The sequence below is a fragment of the Glutamicibacter sp. NPDC090743 genome, assembly GCF_044769125.1.
Lineage (GTDB): Bacteria > Actinomycetota > Actinomycetes > Actinomycetales > Micrococcaceae > Glutamicibacter.
Genome location: NZ_JBIVXE010000003.1, coordinates 398,827 through 423,751, shown reverse-complemented (window position 1 = coordinate 423,751; position 24,925 = coordinate 398,827). Strand labels below are relative to the sequence as shown.

The window sequence follows — 24,925 nt, the reverse complement described above, 5'->3', positions numbered from 1 at the left end:
GGCTATGGAAACGATGGGAATGCTATGACTTTTGGTGTGCTCGAGTAAGGCCTAGGCAATGAAGCCTTGCACGAGGGTCAGGTGTCTTGCCTCCCGCATTATCTCGCAAGATTCTTTGGAGGAACAGATGCGCTTCGTATCGCGCAAGACCGGTATGGCTGCAGCCATGCTCGGCATCTCGGCATTAGCTTTGAGCGCCTGCGGCGCTGCACCGGAAGAGACCAGCTCGGCTGGCCAGTTCCCGGACTACGTTGGCTGTATTGTGTCCGACTCCGGTGGATTCGACGACCAGTCCTTCAACGAATCTTCCTTCCGCGGCTTGAAGAACGCCGAGAAGGACCTGGGCATCCAGACCAAGGATGCAGAATCCAAGTCGAACGCCGACTTCGCGACCAACCTCAACGGCATGGTCAACGCAGGCTGCGACCTGACCGTCACCATCGGCTTCCTGCTGGGCGACGCAACCGCTGAGGCTGCCGCGGCCAACCCGGATAAGAACTTCGCCATCGTCGACTTCCAGTACGAGAAGCCGATCGAAAACGTCAAGCCGATCATCTACGACACGGCCCAGGCTGCCTACCTGGCAGGCTACGCAGCAGCTGCCGCTTCGAAGACCGGCACCGTTGCCACCTTCGGCGGCATCAAGATCCCTACCGTCACCATCTTCATGGACGGCTTCGCTGACGGCGTGGCCAAGTTCAACGAAGACAAGGGCAAGGACGTCAAGCTGCTGGGCTGGGACAAGAAGAAGCAGGACGGCACCTTCTCCGGCGACTTCGAGAAGCAGGATAAGGGCAAGCAGATCACCAAGAACTTCATCGCTTCCGGCGCTGACGTTGTCATGCCTGTCGCCGGCCCAGTGGGCAAGGGCGCTGGCGCTGCAGTGGTCGAGGCCAACGACGGCGGCAAGGAAGCCAAGCTCGTGTGGGTCGACTCCGACGGCTTCCTGACCGCTCCCGACTACAAGGACGTCATGCTGACCTCGGTCGTGAAGACCATGGACACCGCAGTCGAAGATGTCATCCGCACCGACGCCGAGGGCAAGTTCGACTCGACCCCGTACGTGGGCACCTTGGAGAACGAGGGCGTTGCACTGGCACCGTTCCACAACTTCGATGAGGAAATCGGCGAAGACACCAAGAAGGAGATCGATGCCCTGAAGCAGCAGATCATCTCCGGTGAGCTGGAGATCGAATCGGCCTCCAGCCCCAAGTAGGTCTAGGCAAACCAGCCATGGAGCGCGTCACCGCTCGCCGCAATACAGCGGTGGGCAGGTGACGCGCTTTATGCCTGCCTAAGGGCCAAAACAACCTGCAAGCAAGAACCTCGCCAAACGAACAATGAAGATGGTGGAATCGTGAAACTCGAACTACGAGGAATCTCGAAAGCCTTCGGTTCTTTCTACGCCAACAAAGATATCGACCTGACGGTCGATGACGCCCAGATTCACTGTCTGCTCGGCGAAAACGGTGCTGGAAAGTCCACGCTTATGAACGTGCTCTACGGGCTGTACCAGCCGACCGAGGGCCAAATTTTGCTGGACGGGAAGCCCGTCGAGTTCTCCGGACCGGGCGACGCCATGGCCTCGGGCATCGGCATGGTGCACCAGCACTTCATGCTGGTCCCGGTCTTCACCGTGGCAGAGAATATTGCCCTCGGCGCAGAAACCACCAAGGCTGGCGGCGTGCTTGACCTGCAGGTCACCCGCAAGAAGATCCGCGAGATCTCCGACCGCTACGGCTTCGACGTGGACCCGGACGCGGTCGTCGAAGACCTGCCCGTTGGCGTGCAGCAGCGTGTCGAGATCATCAAGGCCCTGGTGCGCGAGGCCAAGATCCTGATCCTCGATGAGCCGACCGCGGTGCTGACCCCGCAGGAAACCGACGAGCTGCTGGACATCATGCGCCAGCTCAAGGCCAACGGCACCTCCATCGTCTTCATCTCGCACAAGCTGCGCGAAGTGCGCGCCGTGTCCGATGTGATCACCGTGATCCGCCGCGGCCAGGTCATCGATTCGGTCTCCCCGGAATCCTCCACCACCGAGCTGGCCAACCTCATGGTCGGCCGCGCCGTGGAGCTGAACCTGAACAAGGCGGCAGCCACTCCCGGGCAGGCGGTACTGCAGGTCAAGGACCTGACGGTCGTCGACCCGGCGGGCACCACCACGCTGGACTCGGTCACCTTGGATATCCATGCAGGCGAGATCCTGGCGATCGCCGGCGTGCAGGGCAACGGCCAGACCGAACTGACCGAAGCGATCCTGGGCACCCAGCCGGTGACGGGCGGCTCGGTCAAGCTCGCCGGCCAAGAGCTGGTTGGCAAGTCGGTCAAGCAGATCCTGCGCTCGGGCCTCGGCTTCGTTCCCGAAGACCGTTCGGTGCACGGCCTGGTCACCCAGTTCTCCATCGAGGAGAACCTGGTGCTGGACCTCTACGACCGCCCGCCCTTCGGCAAGGGCATCTCGATGAACCTGGAGGCGATCAAGAAGAACGCCGCGCAGCAGATCCAGGGCTTCGACGTGCGTACCGATAATCCGCTGAACCCTGCCTCCAGCCTCTCGGGCGGCAACCAGCAGAAGGTCGTCATGGCCCGCGAGCTGAGCCGCGATTTGAAGCTGTTCATCGCTTCGCAGCCGACCCGCGGCGTGGATGTGGGATCCATCGAGTTCCTGCACCGCCGCATCGTGGCCGAGCGAGACAAGGGCACCCCGGTGATGATCGTTTCCACCGAGCTGGACGAGGTCATGGAATTGGCCGACCGCATCGCCGTGCTCTACAAGGGCAGGATCAACGGCATCGTGCCGGGCGACACCTCCCGCGAGGTGCTGGGCTTGATGATGGCCGGCGTTTCGCAGGAAGAAGCCCTGGCCCAGGCCGAATTCGCGAAGGCGGAGAACGAGCCGGTTGAAGCCCAGCCAGCTAGCGAGCATGACAACCAGGAAGGAGAAGCGCAGTGAGCGAGAAAGCACCTGTGGTTCCCGGCTCCGGCAAGCCGGGCAATGACCTCTTGCGCCAAATCACCCAGGGACCAGGCCTGGTCTCGGTCCTCGGCGTCATCGTCGCACTGGTCATCGGCGGCCTGCTGATTGCGGTCACCGATGAGAAGGTGGGCGAAACGGCCGGCTACCTCTTCGCCCAGCCTTCGGCCTTCTTCGGCGAATTCTGGCGTGCGGCCACCGAAAGCTATGTGGCGCTGTTCAACGGCTCGATCTACAACTCCTCGCAGGGGTTCAAGCCGTTCCTGGAGACCCTGACCGTCTCCACCCCGCTGATCTGCGCCGGCTTGGGCGTGGCCGTGGCATTCCGCGCCGGCCTGTTCAACATCGGTGCCCAGGGCCAGATCATCATCGGCTCGGTGCTGGCCGCCTACATCGGCTTCGCCTGGCACCTGCCCATCGGCCTGCACCTGCTGCTGGTGATCGTCTTCGGCCTGCTCGGCGGCGCGATCTGGGGCGGCTTGGTCGGCCTGCTCAAGGCCAAGACCGGCGCCCACGAAGTGATCCTCACGATCATGTTCAACTACGTGGCCGTGTACCTGATCGACTTCCTGATGAACACCCAGGCCTTCCGCCGTCCCGGCGAGACCAACCCGATCTCGCCGATCCTGGACAGCTCGGCCATCTTCCCGGCGATCCCCGGATCGCGTTTGCACCTGGGCTTCGTGATGGCGGTGCTGCTGGTGCTGGCCGTGTCCTGGATGTTCAAGCGCTCCACCGTGGGCTTCGAATTCCGCGCCGTGGGACACAACCCGGAGGCCGCGCAGACCGCCGGCATCAACGTGGCCCGCACCACCATCATCGCGATGGCGCTGGCTGGCGCGTTGGCCGGTGCCGCAGGCGTGGCACAGGTGGCAGGCACCGAAAAGGTGCTCACCGGCGGCATCGCCGGTTCGCTGGGCTTCGACGCGATCACCGTGGCGTTGCTGGGCCGCTCCACCCCGTGGGGCACCTTCTTCGCCGGCCTGCTCTTCGGAGCGTTCCAGGCCGGTGCGGTGAACATGCAGATCACCACCGGCACCCCGATCGACATCGTTTCGGTGGTTCAGTCGCTGATCGTGCTGTTCATTGCCGCTCCGCCGCTGGTCAAGGCCATCTTCGGCATGAACCGCAAGAAGAAGCGCAGCTCCAAGCTCGAACCTACTAAGGCAGGTGCCAAGTGACCTCTTCCACCTTGCAGCCGGCAATCAACGTCCTGCCGAGCAAGAAGACCCCGATCATCCTCTCGGTGATCGCAGTGATCGTCTTCTTCAGCTTCGGCCTGCTGGGCAACGACCAAGCCGCCCACTTCACGCTGAACAGCGCCGGCGACGCCTTCGAGCTGCCCGAACTGGTCTTCCCGGGCCGCATCACCAACATCGTGTTCGGCGTGCTGCTGCTGGCCATTGCCGCCTACGCGTGGATGCAGCGCAAGCAGGGGAGGATCCTGGCCACCTGGATGGTCGCCATCGCGGCGGTCCTGTTCGTGCTGGGCTTCCTGATCTGGGTGGTCTCCGGCGCCAACATCAACAGCATTTCGCTGGCCAGCCTGCTGGCCGGTGGCGTGGTGCTGGCCGTGCCGCTGGTCTTCGGTTCGCTTTCGGGCGTGCTGTGCGAGCGTGCCGGCGTGGTCAACATCGCCATCGAGGGCCAGCTGCTGGGCGGTGCTTTCACCGCGGCACTGGTCGCCTCGCTGACCCAGAGCGCGTTCGCGGGCCTGGTTGCCGCCGGCCTGGCCGGCGCCATGGTCTCGCTGGTCCTGGCGGTCTTCTCCATCAAGTACGTGGTCAACCAGATCATCGTCGGCGTGGTCCTGAACGTGCTGGTTTCGGGCATCACCGGCTTCCTGTTCACCACCGTGATGCAGGAGGACCCGGAGCGCTTCAACTCGCCAGCGCACCTGCCGGTCATTGAAATCCCGCTGCTCTCCTCGATCCCGGTCATCGGCCCGATCCTGTTCAAGCAGTCGGTGATCGGCTACCTGATGTACCTGGCCGTCTTCCTGGTCTGGTTCGGCCTGTTCAAGACCAAGTGGGGCCTGCGCGTGCGCGCCGTGGGCGAGCATCCGAAGGCAGCCGATACCCTGGGCATCAAGGTCAACGCGATCCGCTTCTGGAATGTCACCCTCGGCGGCATCGTGGCCGGCATCGGCGGTTCCTTCTTCACCCTGGTGGCCATCGACTCCTTCACCAAGGAAATCTCCGGCGGCCGCGGCTTCATCGCGCTGGCCGCAGTCATCTTCGGCCGGTGGAACCCGATCGGCGCTTTCCTGGCCGCCCTGCTCTTCGGCTTCGCCGATAACTTGCAGGTGATCCTGACGATCATCGGCACCCCGGTACCGAGCCAGTTCATGGCCATGATGCCTTACCTGGTGACCATCTTCGCGGTGGCCGGATTGGTGGGGCGTTCGCGCGGACCGGCAGCTGCGGGCGAACCCTACGTGAAGGAATAGCGATTTCCCATGAATAGCAACAACGCGCCGTGGCCGCAGCTCGAAGCTGCGGCTGCGGCCGCGCTGTCCCAGGCCTACGCGCCCTACTCCGAGTTCCGGGTGGGTGCGGCGGCACTGACCAGCGACGGCCGCCTGATTTCCGGGTGCAACATCGAGAACGCCGCCTACGGGGTCACCCTGTGCGCTGAATGCGCCATGGTGGGCCAGCTCTTCGCCACCGGCGGGGGCACCATGGAATACTTCCTGTGCTTCGGCCAGCTGCGCGAGGGCGAGCTCGAACTGATTACCCCGTGCGGCCGGTGCCGCCAGCTGCTTTTCGAGCACCGCGGGGCGCAGCTGCTGATCAAGACAGCCCGCGGCATCGTGGGAATCGACGACCTCTTGCCTGACGCGTTCGGGCCGCAGAATCTCAACTTCTAGCGCCGGAGCACACCGGCCAACAGCAGAATGGAAGGTGCCTGATATGGCTACCGAGCAATTCAGTGCCGTCGAAGTCATCCGCGCCAAGCGCGATGGCGGCGAACTGAGCAACGAGATGATCGACTGGACCATCGATGCCTACACCCGCGGGGCCATCGCCGAAGAGCAGATGTCCGCGCTGAACATGGCCATCTACTTCCAGGGCATGAACCGCAACGAGATCTCGCGCTGGACCACGGCGATGATCAACTCCGGGGAACGCATGGACTTCTCTGCCCTCACCGACCCGTCGGGCAAGAAGCTGGCCACCACCGACAAGCACTCCACCGGCGGCGTGGGGGACAAGATCACCTTGCCGCTGGCTCCGCTGGTCGCCAGCTTCGGCGTGGCCGTCCCGCAGCTCTCGGGCCGCGGGCTGGGCCACACCGGCGGCACCCTGGACAAGCTCGAAGCCATTCCGGGCTGGAAGGCGGACCTGTCCAACGAGGCGCTGTTCTCCCAGCTGTCCAACGTCGGCGCGGTTATCTGCGCCGCCGGCACCGGACTGGCTCCAGCGGACAAGAAGCTCTACGCCCTGCGCGATGTCACCGCCACGGTGGAAGCCATCCCGCTGATCGCGTCCTCGATCATGAGCAAGAAGATCGCCGAAGGCACCGGCACCCTGGTGCTGGATGTGAAGGTCGGCTCCGGCGCGTTCATGAAGGACGAGGCCATGGCCCGCGAACTGGCCGAGACGATGGTGAACCTGGGCACCGATGCGTCGGTGAACACCGTGGCGCTGCTGACCAACATGGAAACCCCGCTGGGCCTGACCGCCGGCAACGCCATCGAGGTCGAGGAATCTGTTGAGGTCCTGGCCGGCGGCGGACCAGAGGACGTCGTGGAGCTGACCGTGGCCCTGGCCATCGAGATGCTTGCCGGGGCAGGCATCAAGGATGTGGATGTCGCCGGTGCGCTGAAGAACGGCAAGGCCATGGACATCTGGCGCAAGATGATCGTGGCCCAGGGCGGCGATCCGGATGCCAAGCTGCCGGTAGCCAAGGAATCGCACACCGTGGTGGCGCCCGCCGAGGGCGTGCTGATCAAGCTCGACGCGATGGACATCGGCCTGGCCGCCTGGACCCTGGGCGCAGGACGTGCCCGCAAGGAAGACAGCGTCCAGGCCGGCGCCGGCGTGCGCATGCACGTGAAGCCAGGTGCCTTGGTTCGCCGGGGCGAGCCGATTGCCACCTTGCTGACCGACACCCCGGCCAAGATGGAGCGTGCCATCGAGCTGGTCCAGCGCGCCATCATGATCGGTTCGGCCGATGACCGTCCGGACACCCGCCTGATCCTGGACCGCATCGCCGCCAAGTAGCCGAATCCGGATTGGCGCTCAAGGAGCCGGGAAACACGTTGCCGTGTTTCCCGGCTCTTTTGCTTGCCGGCGACCGATCCGCTGGGAATCTGCGCCCCGCTCCAGAAATATCGGGAGCCTGGTCGCCCTGCGAGTGCTCTTCCCCGGCCTCGCTGCCTGCAGCAGCTGGGCTTTTCTTTCCGGAGGGCCGTGCAGGTCCGTTCGTCTTAGAAGTCGCGGTAGCTATTACCTGGAATCCTGGTGGTTCCCAGGCCAGCTGCCGCAGTGGAAGTTCCCAGAAAGTTCCCGGGAACAATAACGGCGTAGTCAAACGTTAGTCAGTTAACTCCTACCTGGGTAGCAGATGGGAATTGTCCACAACGCAACGTAAGCAGGATGCGCGCAGGTGAGTTCTCGAGCGAAAATGGAGAGACATTCAGCGCATGGAGCGCCTTGGGAAAGTAGATGTAGGCACGCATGGAATTAGTCAATGAGGCAATCACGCAGGCCGCCAGCGCATGGTGGATCCTGCCGTTATTGTTTCTGTTCTGCATGATCGATGCGATTTTCCCCCTCGTCCCGAGTGAATCATTTTTGGTTTCACTGGCCGCGGTCGGCGTCCACACCGGTGTTCCCAACCTTGTCCTGATCGGCTTGCTCGGTGCCGGCGGTGCCTTGCTCGGCGACCAGATCACGTACGCCATCGGACGCAAGATCGGATCCAGGGGATTCAAGTGGATGCGCGGGCAACGCGCGCAGCGGGTGCTGAACTATGCCGAGAAGAAACTTGAAACCTCGGGAGCTCTGCTGATTTTCACGGCCCGATACATCCCGATTGGCCGAGTGGCCGTGAACCTGACCGCGGGCGCCACCGGATTCAGCCACAAGCGCTTCACCCTCTTCGACACCATCGGCGTACTGACCTGGGCTGCCTACTCCGTCAGCATCGGTGCGCTGGCTGGCAACTGGATGCACGACAACAAGCTGCTGGGCATTGCAGTTTCCATTGTCATCGCCGTAGTGCTCGGATTCGTCATCGACCGGATCGTCAGCTGGGTGCTGGATCGCCTGCATCGGCGCGCGGCGAAGCGCGAAGGGCACCCGGTGCAACCAGCCAGGCAGACCGTCCCGCCAAGCCCTGACGAGGGTTAACCTCCCGTATTGATCAGGGTCACATAGTGGCTCGCAGATCTTTACCCGTTGGAGCTGTCAGTTCCGCGAAAATGCGACTAGGCTCAGTGGTGTGACTGAAGAAATGATTCATACTGACTACGATCCCGAATTCGACTTCCGGGATCTGCCTAAAGTTTCGCTCCATGACCACCTCGACGGTGGTTTGCGCCCTCAGACGATCATCGAGCTGGCCGCCGAGATTGGACACGAGCTGCCAGAGACCGAAGCAGAAGCTTTGGGCGAATGGTTCCGTGAATCAGCCGACTCCGGCACGCTGCCACGCTACCTGGAAACCTTCGAGCACACCGTCGCGGTCATGCAGACCCGAGATGCGCTGATCCGCGTTGCCCGCGAATTCGTCGAGGACCTCGCTGAAGACGGTGTCATCTACGGCGAAGTCCGCTATGCACCAGAGCAGCACCGCCGCGAAGGCTTGAGCCTGGACGACGTCGTCGACGCCATCCAGGAAGGCCTGGACCAGGCCTGCGAGCAGCTCAACGCCGAGGGCCACCCGATGCAGATCGGCCAGATCGTTACCGCCATGCGCCACAGCGACCAAGGCGTGGAAATCGCCAAGCTGGCCCTGCGCCACCGTGGTCGTGGCGTCGTCGGTTTCGATATCGCCGGTGCTGAAGATGGCTTCCCGCCCTCAGTGATGAAGGAAGCTTTCGACCTGCTGGCCGAGAACCTCTTCCCAACCACCGTGCACGCTGGCGAAGCAGCCGGCCTGGATTCCATCAAGGAAGCCATCCTGATCGGCCGCGCCCAGCGCCTGGGCCACGGAGTCCGCGTAGCCGAGGACATCGAGATCGAGTTCGGAGCTATCGACGAGAACGGCGAAGAACTCAGCGACGATACCGGCCTGGTATCGCTGGGCCCGGTAGCGAACTGGGTCCGCGAACGCGGCATCCCGCTGGAAGTCTGCCCGTCCTCGAACCTGCAGACCGGTGCTACCTCCAAATTCGGCGAAGGCATCGGGAACCACCCGATCGACCTGCTGGTCCAGACCGGTTTCAATGTCACCATCTCGCCGGATAACCGCCTGATGTCCGGCACCACCTTGTCCGATGAGTTCGAATTGCTGGTAGAAGCCTTCGACTACGACTTGGAAGATCTGCTGGATCTGACGCTGAACGCCGCCGAAGCTGCCTTCGTCCCGCTGGAAATGCGCGAGCTGCTCGTTGAGTACATCAACGACTACTACGACAACCTGCTGGATGACGAGGACTACGACGAAGACGAATACGAAAACGTCGCCGACTAGTTCCAGGACCCAGCCGCCAGGCAACCACCGAAGCCGCCCCTTGCTCAAGCAAGGGGCGGCTTCGCTGGTTCCAAGGGCAGGTGGTTCCTAGAACGGGTACTGCTTCTTGGTGGACTGCACGCCGACCCAGTGATCGGTGGTGAATTCCTCGATAGCCCACTCGCCGTTGAAACGGCCCAGACCCGAATTCTTCTCGCCACCGAACATCACATGCGGTTCATCATTGACGGTGATGTCATTGACGTGAGTCATCCCGGCCTTGATGCCGCGGGCAAAGGCGACGCCCTTCTCCAGGTTTTGCGTGAAAACGGCCGAGGACAAGCCGAATTCGGTGTCGTTGGCCAGTTCCAGCGCATGCTCTTCGGAGTCGGCCTTGGCGATGCCCACGACCGGGCCGAAGATCTCCTCGCGGAACAGTTCCATGCCGCTGGTGACATCTGCGAAGACGTGGGGAGAGACCACACGGCCTGTGATCGAACCTGCCAGGACTTCGCGGGCGCCCTGGCCACGTGCGGTCTTGATCTTGCCGCTCACCGACGCCAACTGCGCATCATTGATGATCGGTCCCACGAGGTTGGCTGGATCGGCGGCATCGCCATAGCCGAGCTTGCCGACCTGCTCGATGAACTTCTCGATGAAGGCCTCGTAGACCGGAGCCTGGACGATGATGCGGTTGATGGCCATGCAGATCTGCCCCTGGTGCAAGAACTTGCCCAGGGTCGCGGCCTTGGCTGCTTCGTCAAGATCAGCGTCTTCGAGCACGACGAATGGCGCGTTGCCGCCAAGCTCCAGCGCCACGCGTTTCATGTGCTCGCCGCTGACCGCGATTTTCCCGACGTTCTTGCCCACCGGAGTCGAACCGGTGAACGAAACTAGCGACGGGGTCCTATGCGCCACGAAGTAATCGCCGATTTCCGAACCGGAACCAACTACTGCGTTCAGCACGCCATCTGGCAGGCCAGCCTCGGCGAAAGCCTTGGCCAGGACCAAGGCTCCCACCAGCGGGGTATCCGAGGCGGGTTTGAGCACCACCGCATTGCCCAGGGCCAGGGCGGGCGCTACGGACCGGGCCGACAGCAGCAGCGGGAAGTTCCACGGGCTGATGACGCCCACCACGCCGACCGGTTAGCGGTAGACCCGGTTCTCCTTGCCCTCGGCATTGGAGGGCAGGATCTTGCCGTGCACGCGGGTGGGGAAGGTGGCTGCTTCGCGGATGGCAGCGATGGTGCCGCCCAGTTCGATGTTCGCCTTCAACTGCGTGGAACCGGACTCGGCGGTCAACAGCGCCAGGATGCCCGCGAAGTTCGACTGCAGGTAGTCGGCGGCCTGGTTCAGGACCTTCGAGCGCTTGCCGGGGGAGAGCGCCGCCCAGCCTGGCTGCGCAGCGGCGGCAGCGCCATAGGCGTCGTCGACGTCGTCGGTCGAGGCCTGGCGGATCTCGGCCAGGAGCGAGTCGTCGAAAGGGTTGGCAGTGCGCAGGATGCGCTCGGAGCGCCCCTCAACCCACTGGCCGCCGATGAAGAGTTTGGCTGGAAGCTGATCCAGGAATTCCAGCTGGGCGGTGTCTTGGACGGTCATTGGCAATCCTTCGCGTCGTCGGGATGAACTACGGCCATGCTAGCCCGAATGGGCAGCAATGGGGAGCTCCTTGGCCGCAGGCTGAAAGCCCGCTTCGATAGCATGTTCCTATGCCGGAGAACAGAACGCAGCTAGACCAGCTCAACGCCACCGTACGGACCCTTCGCAGCAGATGCGCCTGGACTGGCGCGCTGACTCACGAGTCGCTGCGCACCTACCTCATCGAGGAAAGCTATGAAGTGCTGGACGCTATCGCTGAACGGAACCCGGATCTGTTGAAGGAGGAGCTGGGGGACTTGTTCTTCCAGATCCTGCTGCAATCGCTGATCGCCGAGGAGCAAGACCATTTCGGCCTGGAAGATGTCGCCGAAACGCTGAATGCGAAGCTATTGCGCCGCAACCGGCATATTTTCGACGAGCAGGGCCAGGTCCGCCAGGACGTCATCACGGATGTGGATGAGATTATCCGCGTGTGGGATGCGGCGAAGCAGGCCGAACGCGCCGGCCAGCCGAAGAAGCGGAAGAACGCGGGACTGCCCGCTGGGCTGCCGTCCCTGGCGCTCGCGCAGAAATTGCTTGATCGCCATGCCAGAGCAGGATCGGCACAGCCCGCGGCCGGGCTAGTCACCGAGCAGGTTCGTGAGCGAATCGTCGACGAGTTCTCCCTGGCCAAGGAATTAATGGCCCTGTCAGCGAGGGCCGAGGAGCTGGGCCTGGATGCCGAATCGGTGCTGCGCGCGGCCCTGGGCCAGCAATACGGCGCGGAAACTGGCGCAACAACATCGCCCAAATCACCTTCGAAGCGCTAGGCTAGAGACAGGCAATGGCGCCGACGGTCTTATCAGCGACCGCTGGTTGACCTGCCCCAAGACCACCCCTTTTCTACAAGGAGTCCATACTCATGGCATTGATTGACGCCATTCACGCGCGCGAAATCCTTGATTCCCGCGGCAATCCGACCGTCGAGGTCGAGGTCCTGCTATCCGACGGCTCGCATGGCCGTGCTGCTGTTCCTTCCGGTGCATCCACCGGCGCTTTCGAAGCAGCTGAGCGTCGCGACGGCGACAAAGACCGGTATCTCGGCAAGGGCGTACTGGGTGCTGTAGAGTCCGTCATCGACGAAATCGCCGACGAGCTGGAGGGCCTTGACGCCACCGACCAGCGCGCCATCGATGCCACCATGATTGAACTGGACGGCACTGCCAACAAGTCCAAGCTGGGTGCAAACGCCATCCTCGGCGTCTCCCTGGCAGTGGCCAACGCCGCTGCAGTGAGCGCCAACCTGCCACTGTTCAAGTACCTGGGCGGCCCTAATGCGCACGTACTGCCAGTGCCACTGATGAACATCCTCAACGGCGGCTCCCACGCCGACTCCGACGTGGACATCCAGGAATTCATGATCGCCCCGCTCGGCGCGCCGACCTTCTCCGAGGGCCTGCGCTGGGGCGTCGAGGTCTACCACAACCTCAAGTCCGTGCTGAAGGAGAAGAACCTCTCCACCGGCCTGGGCGACGAGGGCGGCTTCGCTCCGAACCTGCCAAGCAACCGCGCGGCTCTGGAACTGATTACCGAAGCGATCAAGCGCGCTGGCTACACCCCGGGCGAAGACATCGCCCTGGCACTGGATGTCGCTTCCTCCGAGTTCTACGAGAACGGCGCTTACCAGTTCGAGGGCAAGGCGCTTTCTGCCCAGGAAATGAGCGACTACTACGCTGGCCTGGTTGCCGACTTCCCATTGGTTTCCATCGAGGATCCACTGGATGAAGACGACTGGGATGGCTGGAAGACCCTGACCGACGCCATTGGCGATAAGGTGCAGCTGGTAGGCGACGACCTGTTCGTCACCAACCCGCAGCGCCTGGCCGACGGCATCGCCAAGGGCACCGCCAACTCGCTGCTGGTGAAGGTCAACCAGATCGGTACCCTGACCGAAACCATTGATGCAGTGACCATGGCGCAGCGTGCCGGGTACACCACCATCACCTCGCACCGTTCGGGTGAAACCGAAGATGTCACCATCGCTGACATCTGCGTGGCAACCAACGCCGGGCAGATCAAGACCGGTGCACCAGCTCGCTCCGAGCGCGTAGCCAAGTACAACCAGCTGCTGCGTATCGAAGAAGACCTGGGCGCCTCGGCGGTCTACGCTGGCCGTAGCGCGTTCCCGCGTTTCAACAGCTAATTTTCAGTAATAGCGAATAAGCTCGTCGGTAGTGGATACCGGCGGGCTTTTCGTTATTTAATGGAATTATCTTGCCTAGTCCACGGCAACACCGCACGAAAAGCACCACGGGAATTGGGGGAGTATGGCTCAGCGACCACCGCGAATGCCTCGCCGTAATACTCCGGATCCGGCCGAAGAAGCCGTAATAACCCCGGTTGACCAGACGAAACATGACGGCGCAGGTTCCGAAGCTGAACCGCCTACCGACGCTCTGCGCATCGTCAGGCCACAAGCGCAGGCCAGGCAAACTCCTGCAACGCCGCGCCCACCGAAGGCCTCTCCCGCTGCGCAGAAGCCCAGAAGCGTTGCAGCACAGCCGAAATCGACGGCACGCCCAGCGTCAGATGCGTCACGTGAGCCGAAAAAATTTGCAGGAAATTACGCGCCGAAGCCGAAGGTGCCGCTGCGCGAACGTGCCAAGGAAAAGCAGAACGAACGCCGACGCGATGACCGGGTGAAGTTCTCTGCTGCCGTACGCCGCAAGCCGGGGCAGAAGCCGTCTGGCCAGAACCACGTCCCCGAGGGCGAACCCGTTGCTGCGCACCGGTTTTCCGGCCGTATCGCCGCCTTGATCGTGGTCCTGGCCTTCTTCGCAGTGATGCTCGTGCCCACGGTGAATTTCTACCGCACGCAGATGGCGGAACTGAACGAGCTGAATGCCTCGATTGAAGCGCTGGAGACGCAGCGCGATGACCTCAAGGCAGAGATCGCACGCTGGGATGACCCGCTGTACATCAAGCAGCAAGCACGCGAGCGGATAAACTTGGTAATGCCTGGTGAAAAGCTCTACATGGTGGTGGGTGAACGCCCTAAGGATGAAGAGACGCCCGCCGACGGCAACGGAAGCACCTTCGAGGTGCGCCAGGAACTTCCATGGGTTGATGCTCTGCTCGACTCCGTTCGACGTTCTGCCACTGACTAACCACTTTAAACACGAAGAGACTTATAACCGTGACTGAACAGCCAATCCGCGAAGCCCTTGACGCCGCCGGACGAGTACCCAGCGAAGCTGACCTCGACACCCTGTCCCGCCAGCTGAACCGCCCGGTGCGCGATGTGGTGGAGATCGGTGCGCGCTGCGTTTGCGGAAACCCTCTGGTAGCCACCACGGCACCGCGCCTTTCCTCGGGTATTCCCTTCCCCACCACCTACTACCTGGCGCACCCGGTGATCACTGCGGCAGTTTCGCGGTTGGAAGCTGCCGGGTTGATGAACGAGATGAATGACCGCCTGGGTGAGGACGCGCAGCTGGCGCAGGCTTATGTAGCTGCCCACGAGTCGTACCTGGCCAACCGCGATGCGATTGGCCAGCGCTCGGGAACCGGGGCCGTTCCGGAAATCGCTGGGGTCTCCGCTGGCGGCATGCCGACCCGCGTCAAGTGCTTGCACGTGCTGGTAGGGCACTCGCTGGCTGCCGGCGAGGGCGTGAACCCGCTGGGTGATGAAGCACTGGCTGGGATTGCCCAGTGGTGGACCAAGGACAAGTGCTACTGCGTGGGTGCTTGGGATACCGAATCCGAGGCCCCGAGCCGTGACCGCTCGCGCCACGTGAAGACCCAGGAACAGCAGGACCCAGCGGCCAAGCGCGCAGAACGCGCCCGGAAGCGTGCCGTGCGTGAATCCGCACAGGGCGCTGACCAGGATGATGCCTAATGCGCGTGGCCGGTATTGACTGCGGAACCAACTCCATCCGTCTGCTGATCGCGGACATCGGGGCCGATGGCCAGCTGATCGACGTGCTGCGCACCATGCGCATCGTGCGCTTGGGCCAGGGCGTTGACGCTACCGGCGCTTTCGCTCCCGAGGCCTTGGAGCGCACCTTTGAAGCTGCTCGCGAGTACAAGAAGCTGTGCGATGAGCATGGGGTGGAAGCCATCCGTTTCGCAGCGACCTCGGCGGCCCGCGATGCATCGAATCGCGAGGTCTTCACCGAGCGGATCACCAAGATCCTGGGCGTCGCCCCGGAAGTGATCAGCGGTGAAGAAGAAGCCTCCCTGTCCTTTGCCGGTGCGGCTTCGGTTCGGGACGGGCAAAGCGGCAAGAGCCTGGTGATCGACCTCGGTGGTGGATCCACTGAATTCGTTCTCGGTGATGCCACCGGCCCGTTGGCAGCCAAGAGCCTGGACATGGGTTGTGTGCGCGTTACCGAACGGTTCCACCAAGCGGGATTGCGTTCGGACCAGGCCTTGGAATTCATGGACAGCACCTTGGAATCCTTGGCCGGATCGGTTGACGTTGCGCAGGTCGACGCGGTGATCATGGTTGCAGGCACTTTCACGACGCTCACCGCCCAGGCCCTGGGATTGAAGCAGTACGAGTCGGAAAAGATCCATGGTGCGCAGCTGAGCTTCGCCCAGATGCGCCAAGCCACCGCCAGCATGCTTTCCTACAGCCGGGAAGAGCGCGCGGCACTGGGCTTCATGCATCCGGGACGAGTTGATGTGATCCAAGCTGGCGCAGCCATTGTGCAACGCATCCTTCATTACCTTGAAAAGGCCAGTGGGAACCGCGAAATGGTTCTGATTGCTTCCGAACACGATATTCTCGACGGAATCGCGGCTTCAGCTGCCGCCGCCTGAACCTGTCACCCAGTCACCGACCCAAGGAGATGTCTTGAGCTCAGCTTTGCGTGCCAGGAAAAGAATGGGCTTCCTCAAGCTCGGCTCTCTGCTTGTCGCAGCGCTGTTGGCCTTCACCCTGCTCAGCGTGGGCGTACCTGCCCGCGCTGACAACATGCGTGAGTCCGAATACTGGCTCAAGTCGTTGGGCGTGGCCGAAGCGCACAAGACGACAAAGGGCGAAGGCGTCAAAGTCGCGATCATTGATACCGGCATTGATACCGCGCATCCAGACTTGAAGGGTGCCGTGGTTGGCGGTGCTGATATGTCCGGCTCAGGCGGAGACAAGGGCAACAAGCCCATAGGCGTCATGAGCGAGCACGGCACCTTGGTGGCTACCTTGCTCGGCGGGCGCGGCAACAACAAGGGCGAAATCAAGCGGGTTAAATCCGAGAACGAGCGCTTGAAGGCCGCGTGGGAAAAGGCCAAGAAGACCGCCGAAGACGAAGACGAGGACATTCCCCAGGAACCTGAGTACGAAAAGGTGCCAAAGCTGAAGAGCGGCAAGGACGGCGTGCTCGGCGTCGCTCCGGCAGCAGACCTGCTGTCTGTGTCGCTGTGGATGGGCGAAGGCAACCCGGCGAAGATTCCAGTGGAAACCCAGATCCCCCGTGCCGTGAAATGGGCCGTGGATTCCGGGGCCAAGGTCATCAACATGTCTCTCGGTTCAACCAGCCCGGCATGGCCGGAAAGCTGGGATGACGCCTTCAAGTACGCAGAAGACCATGACGTGGTTATTGTTGCCGCTGCAGGCAACCGTTCGGGCGGCATGAGCCAGGTGGGCGCCCCGGCCACCATTCCGGGAGTGCTGACCGTGGCCGGCGTTGATGCCAGCGGCAAGGCTTCGCAGGATTCCTCGACCGAAGGCATTTCCATCGGCGTTGCAGCCCCTGCCGAGCAGTTGGTCGGCGGCTTGCCAGATGACGGCTACGCGCGCTGGTCCGGTACCTCCGGCGCGGCTCCTTTGGTGGCGGGCGTGGCCGCATTGATTCGTTCGGAATACCCGAACATGAAAGCTCCTGAGGTCATCAATCGCATCCTGAAGACCGCCAAGGACACCGGCACAGCCGGCGTGGACAACCTCTACGGCTACGGAATCATCGATGCGCAGGCGGCAGTGACGGCGAGCGTCCCCTCGGTATCCGAGAACCCGCTGGGCACGATCAGCGAGTGGATTCGCGTGCACCGCCGCGACACCCAGAAGACTGCTGATACCCCAGCTCCGGGCGTCTCGATGGAGAAATCGGACCTCAAGCAGGTCGCGGCGCCAGATCCGGTTCTTCCCGATGACTCGGCACCGGCGCTTCAGCCGTTGCTGATCGTCGGCGGGGGAGTGCTCTTGCTGCTGGTGATCATTGCAGGCATCGCCCAGACCCTGGTGCGTCGTCGACGCGAGAAGGCTGCGGCGCGGCTTGGTTCGGCTTCCTTGAGTTCATTGAAAGTCCCGGATCAAGCTGGCGGCCGGGATCTGTTCGACGAGATTCCCGAAGAAGAGAAGTAAATAGCGGACAAAGCGGGGTGGAAACTGAAGATCCACCCCGCTTTTTCGCGCCTTCCGATGCTTAATTCGACAGGTTGGTGCGAACCTCGGCAGTCGGAAACGCCCATGCCTGGCGACGACGTGACACACCGAACGGAAATAGTTAGTGAATGTTTTCACTAACTCGAAAAATCCGCGTAGAATCAACAGTATGTCGATCATCGAAACCTCCCAGAAGCGTCCGCGCATTCTTATCGTCGGCGGTGGCTACGTAGGCCTGTACGTCGCGATGAAGCTGCAGAAGAAGGTCAAGGCACACGGCGGCATCGTCACCGTTGTCGACCCGAACCCGTACATGACTTACCAGCCATTCCTGCCAGAAGTTGCCGGTGGCCAGATTGAACCACGCCACGTTGTGGTCTCGCACCGTCAGCACCTGAAGCACTCCGAGCTGGTCAACGGCCGCGTGCTGAGCATCGACCATGCCAACAAGAAGGCTGTCATTGCTCCGGTCAACGGCGAGCAGTTCGAGCTGGAATACACCGATGTCGTGATGTCCGCTGGTGCGGTCACCCGTACCTTCCCCATCGCTGGCCTGGCTGAAACCGGCATTGGCCTGAAGACCATCGAAGAGGCCGTCGCCCTGCGCAACAAGGTTGCCGAGCGCATCGAGTCCGCTTCGAACATGACTGATCCAGTTGCACGCAAGCGCGCCCTGACCTTCGTGGTTGTCGGCGGCGGCTTCGCCGGCATCGAGACCATCGCCGAGCTGGAAGACATGGCCCGTCACTTGATCGGCCTCAACGACCGCATCGATGCGAAGGAAGCACGCTTCGTCCTGATCGAGGCCATGGGCCGCATCATGCCAGAAGTCACCGCCGAGCAGGCGGAGTGGGTTGTCGATCACCTGCGCAGCCGCGGCATCGAGGTCTTGCTGAACACTTCGCTGAACAATGCCGAAGAAGGCAACCTGGAACTGATCAACATGGCCGACAAGTCCCCAGCGGGCGAGTTCGGTTCCGACACCTTGATCTGGACTGCTGGCGTCATGGCCAACCCGATGGTTCGCTCCACCGATTTCCCAATCGAGCAGCGCGGCCGCATCGAGACCCGCACGGACCTTCGTATCAAGGATGCCAACGGCGAACCTCTGGAAGGCGCCTGGGCAGCCGGCGATATCTCGGCAGTCAAGGACGTCACCGGCGGCCTGCCGGACGGCACCTGCGTTCCCAACGCACAGCACGCAGTGCGCCAGGCCAAGCTCTTGGCCAAGAACCTGTACGCTGCGCGCTACGGTGTTGGCACCATCAAGGAATACAAGCACTCCAACCTGGGCGCAGTTGCCGGCTTCGGCCGCAACAAGGGCGTTGCCAAGGTTGTTGGCATCAAGCTCAAGGGCTGGCCAGCATGGATGGCACACCGCGGCTACCACGGCATGGCCATGCCGACCTTCGAGCGCAAGTTCCGCGTCGTTGGCGACTGGCTGGTTGCACTGGTCTTCAAGCGCGATGCCCTGCAGCTGAACAACCTCGAAGCACCACGCACTGCTTTCGAAGAGTCGGCCAAGCCGAAGAAGTAGGCTTGAGCCGTAGTTGATCGACGATGATGCGAGGGGCCAAGCAATTGGCCCCTCGCGTACGTCAGCAAAGAAGGATTTTCTATTTGCTTTGCCGATCACGTAAAATTTGAGAGTCTTGCCCCTATGGTGGAATTGGCATACACGGCTGACTTAAAATCAGCTGCCGAAAGGCTTGTGGGTTCGAGTCCCACTGGGGGTACAGAATAAGGCCGTTGCTGTTCCGGATTTTCCGGTCAGCAGTGGTCTTTTCTTTTGCCAAAAGTGGGAGCGCATCCATCGTTCAACCTCAGGCATCGTGCATTCCACCAAAATCGGCTGCCAAGGCAACCTTGATGGTAGAACTTTCAAGAATATCGCTGACAGAGTAGTTTTTCTTCGGAAAAATGCCCTATATCATCCTTCCGACTGAGTGATTTCACAGCAATGCTCAATAGGATTAAGCAAAAGATCTTCAGCTAGCCACGTGCCGGCGCAATCGCAATCTATGGGGGAATGACATTGGGCAATCCAATTTTTGGTTCCAGCAGCCGCTCTGATGCTTGGGGAACCAAGCCTGGAAGTGCTGTTGGATTCCGTGACACCGCAAATATGAGCGCAGACCAGCTGCAGCAGATGTACCAGCAGCCTGCTGCAACCAGCGCCGACACCGGCCGCATGACCATCGGAACCACGATCAACAAGACCGTGCTCTGCCTGGCCTTGGTTGTTGTTGGCGCCGCGATTGGCTGGGGCATGCCGGCCCTCATGTTGCCAGGTGCCTTGGTTGGCTTTGTCCTCGGTCTGGTTAACGCTTTCAAGAAGCGCCCATCGCCTGTGCTCATCCTGCTGTATGCCGCGGCCCAGGGCCTGTTCCTTGGTGGTCTCTCCGGCTTCCTTGAAAGCCGGCCGGGCCTTGAGGGAATCGCTATCCAGGCTGTGCTGGCTACCCTGTGTGTTGCCGGCGTAACCTTGGCGCTGTACCGCTCGGGCAAGTACCGCATGACTCCCAAGCTGAACAAGATGTTCATGATCGGCATGGTCGGCCTGATCGTCTTCTCGCTGCTCAACATGGTTCTGATGCTCACCGGCGTCATCGATGGCATGTTCGGCATGCGCGGCGGAGTGCTCGGCTTGGTTATCGGTGTAGTTGCCGTTCTGCTGGCAACCTACGCACTGGTTGCCGACTTCACCATGATCGAGGAATTGTCCGACCAGGGTGCTCCAGCCATCATGGCATGGCGCGGCGCCTTCGGCCTGACCATGACCCTGATCTGGCTGTACACCGAGATCCTGCGTATTCTCGCGATCCTGCGTGGCGACGACTAGCCGCAATAGCATAGCTCGCAAGGACCAGTGCCCATTTCGGGCACTGGTCCTTGTGCGTTAATTGCCTGTCCAAATATGAATTTTTATGATCGGCTGCACCGCGGTTGCCGTGGAAAATGACAGCTGATTGGGCAGTCATGCGAAACTTTGGTTAGATTCTCCTGTAGCGATTCAGTTACTCAACTCACAACAAGTTTGGCAGGAAGAACGCAATGAGAGTCGATCAAACATCAGGAAAGCCGCCGGGCTTGGTGAAATCCCTGGGCAACTTGGATGCCCTGGCCCTAGGGTTCGGTGCAATGATCGGCTTCGGCTGGGTAGTGCTCACCGGTGGGTGGCTGGATAACGCGGGCACCATGGGGGCGGTCCTGGCCATGCTCGTTGGTGGTGGCATCATGGCCGTCGTTGGCCTGACCTATGCCGAACTGACCGCGGCCATGCCAAAAGCCGGTGGCGAGCACAACTTCATCCTGCGCGCCTTGGGAGCCCGGCCTTCGTTTATTGGATCCTGGGCAATTACCGGCGGCTATGTGACTATCGTGGCTTTCGAAGCGGTCGCTTTGCCGCGGACCGTGGAATACATCTTCCCGGGCATGAGCCAGATTCCCCTGTGGACTGTTGCCGGTTTTGAAGTAAACCTGACCTGGGCGTTGGTAGGCGTGCTTTCAGCGGTGGTGATCACCTGGATCAACATCCGCGGCGTGAAGCAAGCTGGCGTATTGCAGACCTTCGTGGTGCTCTTCCTGATGGTTATCGGCGCCCTGATGATTGCCGGCGCCTTTGCCGGCGGCGAAGCCAAGAACATGGAACCGTTCTTCACCCCAGGAACCAGCGGCTTCTTCGCCGTGCTGGTGGCGGTGCCATTCCTGTTCATCGGTTTCGACGTGATTCCGCAGTCCGCGGAAGAAGTGAATATTCCGGCCAAGCAAATTGGCAAGCTCGTAGTCGTCTCCGTAGTCTTGGCCACCATTTGGTACGTCATGGTTGTCCTGACCACATCGTCGGCCATGCCAGCTGCTCAACTGGCCGGAGCTGACATTGCAACGGCGGATGCCTTCGGGGCCATGTTCGGTTCGGAGCTGATGGCCAAGGTGCTGATTGCTGGTGGCATCGCCGGCATCTTGACCTCATGGAACTCTCTATTGCTGGGAGCTTCGCGATTGGTCTACTCGCTGGCTCGAAGCGGCATGCTTCCTTCCTGGTTTGGCACATTGCATCCCAAATACCGCACTCCAGCCAACGCCCTGGTCTTCATCGGCGGAATCTCCATGCTGGCCCCATTCTTCGGCGCTGAAATGCTGGGGTGGCTCGTGGATTCGGGAGCGCCAAGCATCATCGTGGCATACTTCCTGGTCTCGGTCACCTTCCTCGTGCTGCGCAAGCGCGAACCCATGATGGATCGGCCGCTGCGCGTTGGCGGCAACGGAATTGCTGGGACTATCATCGGCTGGACTTCAGTCCTTCTCACCGCTGCGCTCTTCAGCCTCTACATGCCCGGCATGCCGGCCTCGCTGAGCTGGGAACCGTGGGCCATCTTCGCCATTTGGTGGGCACTGGGGGCAATTTTCTTCTTCAAGGTACCCGCGGGCATCAAGCCCGGTGAAGACGCTGAGGAGAGGGTCCTTGAAGCGGTCATGCGCCGCCGGAGATAGCATGTGCGAAGCGCCTGATGAGCCGTGTTTTCAAGTTGGCGTGAGCAATAAGAGGCAGCCTGTGCAATCTGGTTACCCTCGGCAAGGGCAAATAAACATATTGAATTAGATTTCTAGGACCAGTGCCCATATCGGGCACTGGTCCTTGGTTTTTGTCACAATTGAGACATGGATCAAGAAGCTGTCTGGCAAACGCGATAGCGTGGTTCCATGAAGAAGAGCCGGTTGGAACGTCTACGCCGTTTTCGTGTTTCACTTCCGAGTCAGCCGGCGGAAACTCCTGCCACACCAGGGCCAGATCTGACGGATTTCAAAAGCGCCGAGGATATGCCGTATGCCATGCGCATGGCAGCAGCGTGGGCTTGGCGTTTCCTGATCATCGTCGTAGCCTTGGGCGTGCTGGTGTGGGCGCTGTCAAAAGTCTCCTTGCTGGTCATCCCGGTTTTCATCGCAGCGCTGCTAGCAGGGCTGCTCTCACCGGTTGTGAATACGATGAACTCCAAGCTTGCTGTACCTCGCGGGTTGGCCGTCGGCATTACTCTCATCGGCTTCCTTGCGCTGGTCACCGCAGGGCTATCGGTAGCAGGGCAAAAACTTTCGGCCGGTTTTACCGCCCTGTGGACCCAAGCGCTTTCGGGCATCGAGCAGGTCCAGGACTGGCTGTTCAATGGCCCGCTCAAGCTGACCAACGACGACCTGCAGAAGGTGCTGGACGATACCCTCGTCCAGCTTCGCGGCAATGCCACCAACATCCTAAGTGAAGCAATCAGCTGGACTTCCGCGATCGGGCAGATCCTGACAGGCACATTGCTGGCCGTCTTCGCCTTGATTTTCCTGCTGCTTGACGGGCGCAAGATCGGTTTGTTCCTGGTGAACCTCTTGCCGCGCCGCGCCCGCCCGGCGATGGACGGCGCCTTGACCCGGGGCTGGGCCTCGCTGGTCACCTACGTGCGAGTCCAGATGATCGTTGCGCTGATCGACGCCATCGGCATCGGATTCGGTGCATTCTTCCTGGGCGTGCCACTTGCCATGCCACTGGGCGTCCTGGTCTTCATCGGCTCCTTCATCCCGATCGTCGGTGCACTGTTTACCGGTGCCCTGGCAGTTTTGCTCGCGTTGGTAGCCAATGGCTGGGTCAACGCATTGATCATGCTGGCCGTAGTGCTGCTGGTCCAGCAGGCGGAGTCCAACATCCTGCAGCCACTGATTATGGGCAAGGCAGTGAGCCTGCACCCGCTGGCAGTGGTCTTGTCAGTAGCCGGCGGCACCATGCTTGCAGGCATTCCGGGTGCGCTATTCGCCGTACCGCTGCTGGCGGTGGTCAACGCGGTCGTGAAATACCTGTCGGGCCGAACCTGGGAAACCGACCAATTCGTGATTGAGCACTACGGAAACCAAGTAGTGGCGCAGAGCCCTAAGGCGAGCGACCCAGCGAAGGCCGACCCGCCGGCTGCAGCTGCAGGACCTGCCGCCGCACCAACAGCTTCGCCGGAAACCCGGCACCCTGAGTCCACAGCAGATGAGGAATAATCCATGAGCACCGAACCTACTTTGCCGGTTACGCTGGCTGATATCGAAGCCGCCGCTGAAGTACTCAAACCGGTTATTGCCCGCACCCCGGTGGAGCATTCCCGTGTTTTGTCCCAGCATGTTGGCGCCGAAGTTTTCCTCAAATGCGAGAATATGCAGCGCGCTGGATCCTTCAAGGTCCGCGGTGCCTATGTACGCATGTCCAAGCTCAGCGACGACGAGAAGGCCCGAGGCGTGGTCGCCGCGTCGGCAGGCAACCACGCGCAGGGCGTTGCCCAGGCCGCCAGCCACCTCGGAATCAAGGCGCGCATCTACATGCCCCGGGGCGTCGCCTTGCCGAAACTGACCGCGACGCGTGATCATGGTGCAGAAGTCGTGCTTTTCGGTGACACCGTGGATGAAGCGCTGGCCGAGGCGCAGCGTTTTGCCGACGAGTCCGGGGCAGTCTTCGTGCATCCTTTCGACCACCCGGACATCATTGCCGGCCAAGGCACCATCGGCTTGGAACTGCTCGAACAGCTTCCTGAGGTGGACACCGTGCTGATGGGTGTTGGCGGCGGTGGACTGCTGGCCGGCGTCGCCATCGCGCTGAAGGCCAAAGCCCGCGAACTGGGCCGCGAGATCAAGGTGGTGGGTGTCCAGGCGGAGAACGCCGCGGCCTACCCGCCATCCCTGGCCGCTGACGCGTTGGTCCCGCTGGATAACGTGCACACCATTGCCGACGGCATCGCTGTAGGCAAGCCAGGGCAGCTGCCTTTCGCGATCATCAAGGAATTGGTTGATGACGTGGTGACGGTATCGGAAGATACGCTCGCACGAGCTCTGGTGGTGCTCCTGGAGCGCAACAAGCTCGTGGTGGAACCAGCCGGTGCGGTGGGCGTCGCGGCACTACTGGAGAACAAGCTGGAAGCGCACGGGATCAATCCGGCAACCACCGCGGTAATTCTTTCTGGCGGCAACATCGATCCGCTGCTGATGCTCAAGGTGATCCAGCGTGGCCTGTCTGCGGCCGGCCGCTTCTTGACCATACGCATGATGCTTCCAGACCGCCCCGGCTCGCTCGCGCAGATCTCCAACATCATCGCCGAATCGGATGCGAATGTCACCCGTCTGGACCACACCCGTATCGGTGGTTCGCTGTCCATGGGCGATGTCGCGATCACCATCGACCTGGAAACCAAGGGCCATGAGCATTCCAAGACGGTGCTCAATAACCTGCGCGCCGAAGGCTTCGACCCGCAGATCACCAATACTGCCGGCGGTTCAGTCGCCTAGCGCATAAGCAGCAAAGTCCGAAGGCCGCCAACCCAGATGGGTTGGCGGCCTTCGGACTTTGCATT

General features: G+C 61.6%; 19 protein-coding genes, 1 tRNA gene and 1 pseudogene. 20 read left to right on the top strand and 1 reads right to left on the bottom strand.

Annotation, left to right across the window (positions count from 1 at the left end):
- Nucleotides 1-127 precede the first annotated feature (127 nt).
- The 8 genes from ACIQTS_RS08405 (at nucleotide 128) to ACIQTS_RS08370 (ending at nucleotide 9,619) form a co-directional block, all read left to right on the top strand.
- Nucleotides 128-1,216: a BMP family protein gene (locus ACIQTS_RS08405; protein ID WP_105657428.1), complete on the top strand. Its 1,089-nt coding sequence runs from the start codon at nucleotides 128-130 to the stop codon at nucleotides 1,214-1,216.
- Between the two features lie 141 nt (nucleotides 1,217-1,357).
- Nucleotides 1,358-2,956 (top strand): ABC transporter ATP-binding protein, encoded by a 1,599-nt coding sequence (locus ACIQTS_RS08400; protein WP_105657429.1) that lies wholly within the window; start codon nucleotides 1,358-1,360, stop codon nucleotides 2,954-2,956.
- On the top strand, nucleotides 2,953-4,158 hold the full coding sequence (locus ACIQTS_RS08395) for an ABC transporter permease (RefSeq protein WP_332489200.1): 1,206 nt from the start codon (nucleotides 2,953-2,955) through the stop codon (nucleotides 4,156-4,158). The genes ACIQTS_RS08400 and ACIQTS_RS08395 overlap by 4 nt, the downstream gene beginning before the upstream one ends.
- Nucleotides 4,155-5,426 carry an ABC transporter permease gene (locus ACIQTS_RS08390; RefSeq protein ID WP_105657431.1) on the top strand — a complete coding sequence of 424 codons (1,272 nt, stop codon included), beginning with the start codon at nucleotides 4,155-4,157 and terminating at the stop codon, nucleotides 5,424-5,426. The genes ACIQTS_RS08395 and ACIQTS_RS08390 overlap by 4 nt, the downstream gene beginning before the upstream one ends.
- Nucleotides 5,427-5,435: 9 nt before the next feature.
- Nucleotides 5,436-5,846: a cytidine deaminase gene (locus ACIQTS_RS08385; RefSeq protein WP_105657432.1), complete on the top strand. Its 411-nt coding sequence runs from the start codon at nucleotides 5,436-5,438 to the stop codon at nucleotides 5,844-5,846.
- Nucleotides 5,847-5,889: 43 nt separating this feature from the next.
- Entirely contained in the window at nucleotides 5,890-7,203 is a 1,314-nt protein-coding gene (locus ACIQTS_RS08380) for a thymidine phosphorylase (RefSeq protein ID WP_402472618.1), read from the top strand.
- A 456-nt stretch (nucleotides 7,204-7,659) separates the two neighbouring features.
- Nucleotides 7,660-8,334: a DedA family protein gene (locus ACIQTS_RS08375; protein ID WP_402472616.1), complete on the top strand. Its 675-nt coding sequence runs from the start codon at nucleotides 7,660-7,662 to the stop codon at nucleotides 8,332-8,334.
- 103 nt (nucleotides 8,335-8,437) lie between these two features.
- Complete coding sequence (locus ACIQTS_RS08370) at nucleotides 8,438-9,619, top strand: adenosine deaminase (RefSeq protein WP_402472755.1); 1,182 nt, start codon at nucleotides 8,438-8,440, stop codon at nucleotides 9,617-9,619.
- 87 nt (nucleotides 9,620-9,706) lie between these two features.
- On the opposite strand, the pseudogene ACIQTS_RS08365 reads toward ACIQTS_RS08370, so the two are convergent.
- Nucleotides 9,707-11,197: pseudogene (locus tag ACIQTS_RS08365) on the bottom strand (aldehyde dehydrogenase family protein).
- A 110-nt stretch (nucleotides 11,198-11,307) separates the two neighbouring features.
- On the opposite strand from ACIQTS_RS08365, the gene ACIQTS_RS08360 reads away from it, so the two are divergent.
- The 12 genes from ACIQTS_RS08360 (at nucleotide 11,308) to ilvA (ending at nucleotide 24,860) form a co-directional block, all read left to right on the top strand.
- The gene (locus tag ACIQTS_RS08360; protein WP_332489196.1) at nucleotides 11,308-12,006 is read left to right on the top strand and encodes a MazG nucleotide pyrophosphohydrolase domain-containing protein; all 699 of its coding nucleotides are present in this window, start codon (nucleotides 11,308-11,310) and stop codon (nucleotides 12,004-12,006) included.
- A 92-nt stretch (nucleotides 12,007-12,098) separates the two neighbouring features.
- On the top strand, nucleotides 12,099-13,379 hold the full coding sequence (gene eno, locus ACIQTS_RS08355; RefSeq protein WP_105661703.1) for a phosphopyruvate hydratase: 1,281 nt from the start codon (nucleotides 12,099-12,101) through the stop codon (nucleotides 13,377-13,379).
- A 124-nt stretch (nucleotides 13,380-13,503) separates the two neighbouring features.
- The gene (locus ACIQTS_RS08350; protein ID WP_332489195.1) at nucleotides 13,504-14,343 is read left to right on the top strand and encodes a septum formation initiator family protein; all 840 of its coding nucleotides are present in this window, start codon (nucleotides 13,504-13,506) and stop codon (nucleotides 14,341-14,343) included.
- A 29-nt stretch (nucleotides 14,344-14,372) separates the two neighbouring features.
- Nucleotides 14,373-15,074: a DUF501 domain-containing protein gene (locus ACIQTS_RS08345; RefSeq protein WP_105657439.1), complete on the top strand. Its 702-nt coding sequence runs from the start codon at nucleotides 14,373-14,375 to the stop codon at nucleotides 15,072-15,074.
- Nucleotides 15,074-16,000, top strand: coding sequence for an exopolyphosphatase (locus tag ACIQTS_RS08340; protein ID WP_400290112.1), 927 nt, complete (start codon nucleotides 15,074-15,076; stop codon nucleotides 15,998-16,000). Before ACIQTS_RS08345 ends, ACIQTS_RS08340 begins: the two co-directional genes overlap by 1 nt.
- 34 nt (nucleotides 16,001-16,034) lie before the next feature.
- Nucleotides 16,035-17,540 (top strand): S8 family serine peptidase, encoded by a 1,506-nt coding sequence (locus ACIQTS_RS08335; protein ID WP_105657441.1) that lies wholly within the window; start codon nucleotides 16,035-16,037, stop codon nucleotides 17,538-17,540.
- Between the two features lie 190 nt (nucleotides 17,541-17,730).
- On the top strand, nucleotides 17,731-19,098 hold the full coding sequence (locus tag ACIQTS_RS08330) for an NAD(P)/FAD-dependent oxidoreductase (protein WP_105657442.1): 1,368 nt from the start codon (nucleotides 17,731-17,733) through the stop codon (nucleotides 19,096-19,098).
- A gap of 117 nt (nucleotides 19,099-19,215) precedes the next feature.
- Nucleotides 19,216-19,297, top strand: a tRNA-Leu gene (locus ACIQTS_RS08325).
- Between the two features lie 389 nt (nucleotides 19,298-19,686).
- A complete protein-coding gene (locus ACIQTS_RS08320; protein ID WP_332489193.1) occupies nucleotides 19,687-20,403 on the top strand; it encodes a Bax inhibitor-1/YccA family protein in 717 nt (238 codons plus the stop codon).
- A 212-nt stretch (nucleotides 20,404-20,615) separates the two neighbouring features.
- Nucleotides 20,616-22,055 carry an APC family permease gene (locus ACIQTS_RS08315; protein WP_402472609.1) on the top strand — a complete coding sequence of 480 codons (1,440 nt, stop codon included), beginning with the start codon at nucleotides 20,616-20,618 and terminating at the stop codon, nucleotides 22,053-22,055.
- Between the two features lie 339 nt (nucleotides 22,056-22,394).
- Nucleotides 22,395-23,585, top strand: coding sequence for an AI-2E family transporter (locus ACIQTS_RS08310; protein WP_332498472.1), 1,191 nt, complete (start codon nucleotides 22,395-22,397; stop codon nucleotides 23,583-23,585).
- A gap of 3 nt (nucleotides 23,586-23,588) precedes the next feature.
- Nucleotides 23,589-24,860, top strand: coding sequence for a threonine ammonia-lyase (gene ilvA, locus ACIQTS_RS08305; RefSeq protein ID WP_105657446.1), 1,272 nt, complete (start codon nucleotides 23,589-23,591; stop codon nucleotides 24,858-24,860).
- Nucleotides 24,861-24,925 lie beyond the last annotated feature (65 nt).

Excerpts from the sequence above, each read along its gene's own strand:
- ACIQTS_RS08310 (WP_332498472.1), top strand. The coding sequence starts at position 22,395 with ATGCGCATGGCAGCAGCGTGGGCTTGGCGTTTCCTGATCATCGTCGTA.
- ACIQTS_RS08370 (WP_402472755.1), top strand. The coding sequence starts at position 8,438 with ATGATTCATACTGACTACGATCCCGAATTCGACTTCCGGGATCTGCCT.
- ACIQTS_RS08360 (WP_332489196.1), top strand. The coding sequence starts at position 11,308 with ATGCCGGAGAACAGAACGCAGCTAGACCAGCTCAACGCCACCGTACGG.
- ACIQTS_RS08330 (WP_105657442.1), top strand. The coding sequence starts at position 17,731 with ATGTCGATCATCGAAACCTCCCAGAAGCGTCCGCGCATTCTTATCGTC.
- ilvA (WP_105657446.1), top strand. The coding sequence starts at position 23,589 with ATGAGCACCGAACCTACTTTGCCGGTTACGCTGGCTGATATCGAAGCC.
- ACIQTS_RS08320 (WP_332489193.1), top strand. The coding sequence starts at position 19,687 with ATGAGCGCAGACCAGCTGCAGCAGATGTACCAGCAGCCTGCTGCAACC.
- ACIQTS_RS08340 (WP_400290112.1), top strand. The coding sequence starts at position 15,074 with ATGCGCGTGGCCGGTATTGACTGCGGAACCAACTCCATCCGTCTGCTG.
- ACIQTS_RS08375 (WP_402472616.1), top strand. The coding sequence starts at position 7,660 with ATGGAATTAGTCAATGAGGCAATCACGCAGGCCGCCAGCGCATGGTGG.
- ACIQTS_RS08350 (WP_332489195.1), top strand. The coding sequence starts at position 13,504 with ATGGCTCAGCGACCACCGCGAATGCCTCGCCGTAATACTCCGGATCCG.
- ACIQTS_RS08315 (WP_402472609.1), top strand. The coding sequence starts at position 20,616 with ATGAGAGTCGATCAAACATCAGGAAAGCCGCCGGGCTTGGTGAAATCC.
- ACIQTS_RS08380 (WP_402472618.1), top strand. The coding sequence starts at position 5,890 with ATGGCTACCGAGCAATTCAGTGCCGTCGAAGTCATCCGCGCCAAGCGC.
- ACIQTS_RS08405 (WP_105657428.1), top strand. The coding sequence starts at position 128 with ATGCGCTTCGTATCGCGCAAGACCGGTATGGCTGCAGCCATGCTCGGC.
- eno (WP_105661703.1), top strand. The coding sequence starts at position 12,099 with ATGGCATTGATTGACGCCATTCACGCGCGCGAAATCCTTGATTCCCGC.
- ACIQTS_RS08385 (WP_105657432.1), top strand. The coding sequence starts at position 5,436 with ATGAATAGCAACAACGCGCCGTGGCCGCAGCTCGAAGCTGCGGCTGCG.